Genomic DNA, 6764 nt, shown 5'->3' on the forward strand with positions numbered 1-6764 from the left:
CTGTTGAAATGACTGTGGCGAGCCTCAAGTTGCCGGACCTTGCGACCGGTGCTAGGTTTAGCCCACCGCCCGTGTAGCTCAGCCGGTAGAGCAGCGCACTCGTAACGCGAAGGTCGCAGGTTCGATTCCTGTCTCGGGCACCATTCCCCCGTTTATTTCACCTTTCTGCTCAGATCATCCACCTCGCGTTTGAGCTGATTCAGTTGATTGTCTTGATCGCTGACTTCCCGCTTCAGGCTGGACAGGTCGCTGGAGCTTGAGCTGGAACTCGATCCAGCACTGCGCTTGAGGTCTTCGACCTGGCTGGCGAGTCTTTTGAGGTCATTATCCTGTTCGTCGACTGAGCGCTTGAGACTGGCCACTTCGCTGGAACTGGAACTGGAGCTGGAGCTCGAACTGCTGCTGCGTTTGAGGTCGTCCATCTGACTGGCGAGCTTTTTCAGGTTGTTATCCTGCTCGCTGACGTTGCGTTTGAGATCAGAAACTTCGCTGGAGCTAGAGCTGGAACTCTGGCCACTGTTGCGCTTGAGCTCGTCCAACTGCTTGGCCATGGCGACCAGGCCGTTTTGCTGTTCGCTGACGGTACGCTTGAGGTCCGTCATTTCGCTGGTGTTGGTGCTGGAGCTCGAACCGCTGTTGCGTTTGAGTTCGTCCATTGCCTTGGCGAGATTTTTCAGGCCGGTTTCGTGTTCGCCGAGGGTACGCTTGAGGTTGGTCACTTCGCTGGCGTTGGAGCTGGAACTGGAGCCGTTGTTACGCTTGAGCTCTTCGATGAGGCGCGCTTGTTCACTGACGGTTTTCTTCAGCTCTTCCAGATCAGCCGTATTGGTTTTTATGGTTCTTTGTAATTTCTCCACATCCTCGGTACTGACGCTGGATCTGACCATCACGTCTTTGCCGTAATAGTTGTGGAAAGCGAGAAATTTATCGGAAGTCGAAGCGCTGTCGGTGTTGTACTCCAAGGCTTGAGCGGTATTTGACAACGCCAGGCTGCCAAGAAGAAGGGCAGCCGTGCCAGCAGAGAGAAGGGCAGACGAACATTTGGTAAGACCGGACATCACTAGGGTTCCTTGTGAAGTGCTTATATGGCACATCGCTATGACTTTACCTTTTACGTGTTGTTCCTGCGACGCGAGACAAAATTTTCAGAAAGGTTCCTCCAGTCTTTTTTTGTAGATTTGATGTAAAAGTCCATATAAATCGGCAAGCAAACGTCCTATATTCGAAGCTTGCACAAGCACCGCTTTGCAGTTTTCAGATGATCCCCGAATGGTTCTGAAGGCCAGATAAACCGGGCTTCAACCGGTTTTTTGCGTCAGAGAGATCCTTGATGATCCAGATCCATCTTCCATTCCCCAGATCAGCGAGAACGACATGACCGTTAAAGAATTGACCCAGGAAGCCAGGCACGCAGAAGCGCTGAAGAAGTACGTGCTGGACGCGCCTGAATTGATGGACGAAATCAAAGACCTGCCCGCCGATGATCAGAAAGACCAGATCCAGTGGGCGTTCGAGGACGAGGCCGAGGCCCAGGGCTTGCAGCCGTGGGAATTGACGCTCAAGTACACTTCGACCCCGGAAGAGTACGAGGCTGCACGCCTGGCACTGCACAAGGAGGCGGCCGAGGTGTTGGGCGTTGAGTGGGAAGAGTACTGCGAGATGAACAATCTGGTGGTCTGACAAAAACGCCAGCCTGAACAAGGCTGGCGTTTTTCGTTCTACAAGGCTCGATCAGAGGCTTAACCGCATCGACAGATCGACAGCCTTCACGTCCTTGGTCATCGCGCCAATCGAGATGTAATCCACCCCGGTTTCGGCGATGGGCAGCAGCGTGCTTTCGTTGATCCCGCCACTGGCTTCCAGTTTTGCCTTGCCTGCGTTCAGACGCACGGCTTCGCGCATGTCATCCAGGCTCAATTCATCGAGCATGATGATGTCGGCACCCGCCGCCAGCGCTTCTTTGAGCTCATCCAGGCTTTCCACTTCGATCTCCACCGGTTTACCCGGTGCAATCTTGTGGGCGGCGTTAATGGCTTCCGGGATGCCACCGCTGGCAGCGATATGGTTTTCCTTGATCAGGAAGGCGTCGTAAAGGCCGATACGATGGTTATGGCAACCGCCGCAGGTGACGGCGTACTTTTGCGCCAGACGCAAGCCAGGCAGGGTTTTTCGGGTGTCGAGCAGCTTCACTTGAGTATTGGCGACAAAGTCCGCCAGGTATTGCGCACGCGTGGCCACGCCCGACAGCATTTGCAGGAAGTTCAGCGCGCTGCGTTCGCCGGTGAGCAGTGAGCGCGCCGGACCTTCCAGGTGGAACAGAATCTGATTGGGTATTACCCGCTCGCCATCCTTGACCTGCCAATGCACCGCAACCCGCGGGTCCAGTTGCCGGAACACAGCATCGACCCACGCCGTGCCGGCAATGACGGCGGCATCACGGGTGATGATGGTGGCTTTTGCCAGGCGCTCGGCCGGGATCAACTGCGCGGTGATATCGCCGCTGCCGATGTCTTCACGCAACGCACGGCGTACGTTGGCTTCGATTTCGGCAGTCAAATCGGCGAGGCGTAGATTCGGCATAACGGACTCCACAAACAAAGTGCCCCGATTATAGGGCCATGGCACGAATCAACCCAAGGTGTCCGAGGTGTTCCGTTGACGCTGAGGGCTGCAATTGGTCGATTCGCTGGCTAAGTCGATGCCCGCCTGCAGCGTCTATTTCAGTGCGAAGCGCCGACTCAATGGCGGCAAGTGATCGCGTCCCGAGGGGCTATCGCGGCATACTGAACGCCAACACAGACTTCGTTGAAGGAACCTGTATGCAGTTGGACCTCGCGAGCGGTTGGTGTCAGGACGTGCATGTATGCCTCTCACCCAACCACAATGCGCGCCCCTCGGGCGAAATTTCCCTGCTGGTGATCCACAACATCAGCTTGCCGCCTGCGCAGTTCGCCACTGGCAAAGTGCAGGAATTCTTCCAGAATCGTCTGGATGTCACGGAGCATCCTTATTTTGAAGGCATTGCTGACTTGCGGGTGTCGGCCCACTTTCTGATTGAGCGTGACGGTACTGTCACTCAGTTTGTCTCTTGTCTTGATCGGGCTTGGCATGCTGGTGTTTCAAGTTTCGAGGGCCGGGAAACCTGTAACGATTTTTCCGTGGGCATCGAGCTCGAAGGCACGGATGATCTGCCGTTCACTGATGCTCAATATCACGCGCTGACAGCTTTGACCCGCCAACTGCAAAGTGCTTATCCCGGCATCACCGCGCAGCGTATTTGCGGACATAGCGACATTGCACCGGGGCGCAAGACCGATCCAGGACCCGCGTTCGACTGGGCACGCTATCGCGCAGCCCTGGCAAAAGAGGAAGGACAATGAGTTTTCTGGTGTTGCTGTTGGCGGTATGGATCGAGAAATTCTCGGCCCTGCGTCATCGGGTCCAGCGTGATGGCGGTTGGGTGCGCGAGCTGAACAAGCTTGAGGTCACGCCACGTCTGATCGACCGGCCATGGTTGATATTGTTCATCCTGGTGTTGTTGCCGGTCGCGCTGCTGGGCTTGCTGCTGGTGGTGCTGGATCCGTTGGCTTACGGTCTGCTGGCGTTACCGGTGCATTTGCTGGTGGTGATTTACAGCCTGGGACGCGGTGACCTGCTGGCCGGCCTCGGTCCGTTTCGCGATGCCTGGCGCCGCGAAGACCTGCAAGCTGCCGCGCATGTGGCCAAACGGGACCTGGATATTTGCGCCGACAGCGGCGAGCAATTGCTGGAGCGGGTCGAAGCGCACTTGCTGTGGGAGGCCTACCAGAGTTTCTTTGCGGTGATTTTCTGGTACTTCCTGCTCGGACCGGTCGCGGCCCTGAGTTATCGCCTGTTGGCGCTGGCCGAAGAGCATGGGCAGAACCCGGGCGTGGTCGAACGCGCGGCACAATTGCGTCATGCCTTTGATTGGGTACCGGTGCGGTTGCTGGCGGCGAGTTTTTCGCTGGTCGGCAATTTTGTTGCCGTTAGTCGGGTGATGCTGCATGAGTTGCTGAACTGGAACATCAGCGCCGCCCAGTTGATCGAGAAGGTTGGGCTGGTGGCCGGTGAAATTCCTGCACCGGTCGTCGGGCCGGATGGCATCAACAATCTGGACCGGATCTGGGAGTTGCTATTGCGCGCGGCAGTGCTCTGGTACGCCGGTTTCGCGCTGTGGACTGTCCTGCCGTAACCCACCGATGCCTGTAGCAGCTGGCGCTGCCTGCGTCCGGCTGCACAGCCGCCATGTATCCAAACGACGCGTTCAACCTGCCAAACCACGGTGCATGCTTCGCAGCCGCACGCAGGCTGCTGCGGGCCTGTGCCTCCTCCCGTTAACCTTAAGTTACAAAACCACCTGCCGATTTAAGATATACAGGGATAGCGCTGAATAGTGGCTATCTGCCGCTGAGCTGCGCCTGCCAAATAAAAATAAGAATGCAAAGGGAGACTTCCAGTGAAGAGCTTGCTCTATCCCGCCGTCGCGCTGATGAATCGACTGAGCTTCGGCATGAAGTTCAGCCTGATCAGTGTGCTGTTTTTGGTGCCGATGCTAGTCACCAACTTCTATCTGGTGCGCGATTCCTATCGTGAGTTTCAGGGCACACAAGTTGAACTGCAGAGCCTCGACCTGCTGGGCAGCGGCCTGACGCTGCGGCGAGACCTGGAAACCCTGAACAATCTGGTGCAGATCAACGTCACACTCGGGCAGTCTGGCAAGGCCGGCAATATCGAGTCGCAGATCGGCACGCTAGGGCAAAGTATCCTGGCGCGTCTGCAAGGACTGACGGCGATGACCACAGATCCGGAGCAGATCAGCGTTTTCAACGGCAAACGCGATGAAATGATCGCGGCGTTCAAGGCCCAGCAAGCGGAAACCTCCCTGCAAAGCAAAAGCGGAATGATCGGCAAGCTGCTTGGTAATGCGCAGATTTTCAGCCAGATCATCGCCACTCAGGCTGGCCTCAGCCGTGACAGCCAAAGCGACATGCGTCAACTGAGCGAACTGATCACCAACGTCACCCCGCCTGTGACCCAACTGTTGGGCGATGGCCGGGCGATGGGGTCCTATTCCCTGGGGCAGGGCTTTCTCAACTCGGCATCCAGCACTCGGTTCGATGAGTTGTTGGCGCAGATCGAAAAACTCCAGGGCGAATACAGCCTGAAATTGCAGGATGCACTGGGCTCCAGCAAAGCGGCGCATGAAACCCTGGCCGCTCAAGCCGATAGCAGCAAAGCCTCCCTGAAAAAAGCCAGTGAGCTGTTCGAAGAAAAAGTGGTGATGGCAGACACCCTCGATGCACCCTGGCAGGGTTTTTACGATCAAGTCACTGCCCTGATGGACCAGACCTACCAACTCAACGAAGCCACGCTGAAGTTCCTGGGTTCCCAGTTGCAGCAGCGACTGGAGCAGAACCGCACTCACATGGTCTTGCAGGCCGTGGCGTTGTCAGTGGTGTTTGTATTGATTTTTTACCTTTACGGCGGCTTCTACGCGTCCACCCGCACCACCCTCAAACGACTTGGCGCCATGATGGACACGGTCGCTGCGGGCGACATGACGGTGACCTTCCGCGCCGAAAGTCGTGATGAACTCGGTGAGCTGGGCGAGGTGTTCAACGGCACCGTGAAGAAAATCCATGACCTGATCGAACGCGTCGGGCAGACCGTCAACGAGGTCGAGCGCCAGGCCGGGCAGGTTCAAAGCGTTTCTACCCAGAGCAACCAGGCGGTGGCCGGGCAACGTAGTCAGATCGAACAGGTCGCCACTGCCATGAACCAAATGTCGGCGACCTCCCTTGAGGTGGCGCGCAGTGCCGCCGCTGCAGTCAGCAGTGCCCACAGTGTCAACGACGAGACCATCAGCGGTCGCGGGCTGGTGGCGTCCCAGCAGGGCAGCATCGCGCAATTGGCCAGCGAGATCGATCAGTCGGTGCTGGTGATCAATCAACTGGCCAGCGACAGCCAGTCCATCAGCCGCGTGCTAGAGGTGATCAAAAGCATCGCTGAACAGACCAATCTGTTGGCCCTTAACGCCGCCATCGAAGCCGCTCGGGCCGGGGAACAGGGGCGTGGTTTTGCGGTGGTGGCCGATGAGGTCCGCACGCTGGCCAAGCGCACCCAGCAATCGACCGAAGAAATCGAGCAGATGATCAGCAAGCTTCACAGCGGCGTCGGCGCGGCGGTGAAAGCCATGGGCATCAGCCATCAGGTGGCCGATGGCACGGTCGGGCAGTCGGAGAAGGTCCAGCAGGCGCTGGAAAACATCCTCGGCGCTGTCGGCATGATCGTTGACCAGAACCAGCAGATCGCCGCCGCTGTCGAGCAGCAGACTGCCGTCGCCCACGACATTGATCAGAACATCGTCGAGATCAACCGGGCCGGGGAACGGACCGCCGAAGGCGCGCACCAGACCGAAGATGCCAGCCGCGCGTTGTCCGCTCAGGTGGTGGAGCTCAAACACCTGATCAGCGCGTTCAGGGTTTGAGTAAAAGTTGTGGGAGATTCTATGTTGCAGGGGAACCCTGCAGCCTTAAATTTGGCTGGTATTCGCTCTGGTTTTTCATGAGAGCGAATGCCACCCGGCATAGCTTGCGGGCGAGGATCACCAGGGCTTGGGTTTTTGCCAAGCCTCTGACGAGATAGGACTCATAGTACGGTTTCCAGGTGGCAGACCGACAAGCCGCCATCGCCGCGTTGTGAGCCAGGCGCCGCAGCTCCGTATCGCCTTTTTTGGACAGGTG

General features: G+C 57.4%; 6 protein-coding genes, 1 tRNA gene and 1 pseudogene. 5 read left to right on the forward strand and 3 right to left on the reverse strand.

What is annotated here, in order from left to right:
- Positions 1-67 precede the first annotated feature (67 nt).
- Positions 68-143, forward strand: a tRNA-Thr gene (locus AC1D2P_RS06600).
- A 9-nt stretch (positions 144-152) separates the two neighbouring features.
- On the opposite strand, the gene AC1D2P_RS06605 is transcribed toward AC1D2P_RS06600, so the two are convergent.
- Complete coding sequence (locus tag AC1D2P_RS06605) at positions 153-1058, reverse strand: coiled-coil domain-containing protein (RefSeq protein WP_109787625.1); 906 nt, start codon at positions 1056-1058, stop codon at positions 153-155.
- A gap of 316 nt (positions 1059-1374) precedes the next feature.
- On the opposite strand from AC1D2P_RS06605, the gene AC1D2P_RS06610 reads away from it, so the two are divergent.
- On the forward strand, positions 1375-1680 hold the full coding sequence (locus AC1D2P_RS06610) for a DUF6388 family protein (RefSeq protein ID WP_046031932.1): 306 nt from the start codon (positions 1375-1377) through the stop codon (positions 1678-1680).
- Between the two features lie 51 nt (positions 1681-1731).
- Here the strand turns inward: AC1D2P_RS06610 and nadC are convergent, their stop codons facing one another.
- Entirely contained in the window at positions 1732-2580 is an 849-nt protein-coding gene (nadC, locus tag AC1D2P_RS06615; RefSeq protein ID WP_109787626.1) for a carboxylating nicotinate-nucleotide diphosphorylase, read from the reverse strand.
- A gap of 239 nt (positions 2581-2819) precedes the next feature.
- Between nadC and ampD the strand changes: the two genes are divergently transcribed.
- The 3 genes from ampD (at position 2820) to AC1D2P_RS06630 (ending at position 6508) form a co-directional block, all read left to right on the forward strand.
- Positions 2820-3380 carry a 1,6-anhydro-N-acetylmuramyl-L-alanine amidase AmpD gene (gene ampD, locus AC1D2P_RS06620; protein ID WP_046031934.1) on the forward strand — a complete coding sequence of 187 codons (561 nt, stop codon included), beginning with the start codon at positions 2820-2822 and terminating at the stop codon, positions 3378-3380.
- Entirely contained in the window at positions 3377-4213 is an 837-nt protein-coding gene (gene ampE / locus AC1D2P_RS06625; RefSeq protein WP_477758421.1) for a regulatory signaling modulator protein AmpE, read from the forward strand. Before ampD ends, ampE begins: the two co-directional genes overlap by 4 nt.
- A gap of 264 nt (positions 4214-4477) precedes the next feature.
- Positions 4478-6508 (forward strand): methyl-accepting chemotaxis protein, encoded by a 2031-nt coding sequence (locus AC1D2P_RS06630; RefSeq protein WP_109787627.1) that lies wholly within the window; start codon positions 4478-4480, stop codon positions 6506-6508.
- 19 nt (positions 6509-6527) lie between these two features.
- Here AC1D2P_RS06630 and AC1D2P_RS06635 read toward each other — a convergent pair.
- Positions 6528-6764, reverse strand: a pseudogene (locus AC1D2P_RS06635) (IS110 family transposase); the annotation flags it as partial.

The sequence above is a fragment of the Pseudomonas sp. P1_F1_2 genome (assembly GCF_056405815.1).

Coding starts and splice junctions, on each gene's coding strand:
- AC1D2P_RS06605 (WP_109787625.1), bottom strand. CDS start 1,058: ATGTCCGGTCTTACCAAATGTTCGTCTGCCCTTCTCTCTGCTGGCACG.
- AC1D2P_RS06610 (WP_046031932.1), top strand. CDS start 1,375: ATGACCGTTAAAGAATTGACCCAGGAAGCCAGGCACGCAGAAGCGCTG.
- nadC (WP_109787626.1), bottom strand. CDS start 2,580: ATGCCGAATCTACGCCTCGCCGATTTGACTGCCGAAATCGAAGCCAAC.
- ampD (WP_046031934.1), top strand. CDS start 2,820: ATGCAGTTGGACCTCGCGAGCGGTTGGTGTCAGGACGTGCATGTATGC.
- ampE (WP_477758421.1), top strand. CDS start 3,377: ATGAGTTTTCTGGTGTTGCTGTTGGCGGTATGGATCGAGAAATTCTCG.